1 protein-coding gene is annotated in these 1,589 nt (G+C 68.1%); it reads right to left on the bottom strand.

The window, feature by feature from the left end; all coding sequences use genetic code 11:
- The coding region (gene acs / locus NRB56_RS38065; protein ID WP_153349234.1) for an acetate--CoA ligase at positions 1-1,589 on the bottom strand (1,589 nt) is incomplete at both ends.

Below are 1,589 nucleotides of genomic sequence, written 5' to 3'. Positions count from 1 at the left end.
AGTCGTCGCATGATCTTGCCGGAGCGGGTCTTCGGTAGTTCCGGGACGATGTGGATCTCGCGGGGCCGCGCGATCGGGCTGATCTCGCGGGCCACCTCTGCTTTCAGTTCGTCGACGAGGGCCTGCCCGGAGTTCGCGGTACCGCCGGTGAGGATGACGAACGCGACGATGCCCTGACCGGTGGTGGTGTCGCTCGCGCCGACCACCGCGGCCTCGGCCACCCCCGAATGCCCGACGAGCGCGGATTCGACTTCGGCGGTGGAGATCCGGTGCCCGGAGACGTTCATGACGTCGTCGACGCGGCCGAGCACCCACAGATCGCCGTCAGCGTCGAGCTTCGCGCCGTCACCGGCGAAATACCAGCCCTGTTCGGCGAATCGCTCCCAGTACGTCGAGCGGTAGCGATCCGGATCGCCCCAGATACCGCGCAGCATCGACGGCCAGGGCTGATCCAGCACCAGATACCCGTTCGCCTCCGTGGCGCCGAGGGTGACGTCCTTGCCCTCCTCGTCGACCACCTTCGCGGAGACGCCGGGCAGCGGGGACATCGCGGCGCCGGGTTTGGTGGCGGTGACGCCGGGCAGTGGTGAGATCATGATCGCGCCGGTTTCGGTTTGCCACCAGGTGTCGACGATCGGGGTCCGGTTCGCGCCGATCATGTCCCGGTACCAGCGCCACGCCTCCGGGTTGATCGGCTCGCCCACTGAGCCGAGCACGCGCAGGCTGGACAGGTCGTGCGCGTCGGGGATCTCGCGGCCCCATTTCATGAACGTACGGACCAGCGTCGGCGCGGTGTAATAGATGGTCACACCGTATTTTTCGATGATCTGCCAGTGCCGGTGCTCGTCCGGGAAGTTCGGGGTGCCCTCGTAGACGACCTCGGTGGCGCGGTTGGACAGTGGCCCGTACACGATGTAGCTGTGCCCGGTGACCCAGCCGATATCGGCGGTGCACCAGTACACGTCCCGCTCGGGCTGGTGGTCGAAGACGTAGTGGTGGGTGTAGGAGACCTGGGTCAGATATCCACCGGAGGTGTGCAGGATGCCCTTCGGCTTCCCGGTGGTGCCGGAGGTGTAGAGGATGAACAACGGATGCTCGGCATCGAACGGCTGTGCCTCGTGCTCCGGCGAGGCGAGTGCGACGGTCTCGTCCCACCACAGGTCCCGGCCCTCGGTCCACGGCACGTCGATCCCGGTGCGGCGCACCACGAGGACGTGTTCGACGGTGGACGGCGCATCGCCCGACAGCGCCTCGTCGACGGCGTCCTTCAGCGGCGCGGGCCGGCCGCGGCGCCACTGACCGTCCGTGGTGACGACGAGCCGGGCCTGAGCATCGTCGACGCGCTGGCGCAGCGCGGTGGGGGAGAAGCCGGCGAACACCACCGAATGGGTGAGTCCCAGCCGCGCGCAGGCCAGCATCGCCACGATCGCTTCGGGAACCATCGGCATGTAGATGGCCACACGGTCGCCGGCCACCAGGCCCAGCCCGGTGAAGTAGTTGGCGGCCTGCGACACCTCCACGAGCAACTGCGCGTAGGTGATGTCGCGGGAGTCGCCCGGCTCACCCTCCCAGCGGATCGCGACCTGTTC

It is taken from the genome of Nocardia aurantia (assembly GCF_009604425.1).
Taxonomy (GTDB): Bacteria; Actinomycetota; Actinomycetes; order Mycobacteriales; family Mycobacteriaceae; genus Nocardia; species Nocardia aurantia.
This window is presented reverse-complemented; position numbering and strand designations above follow the sequence as displayed.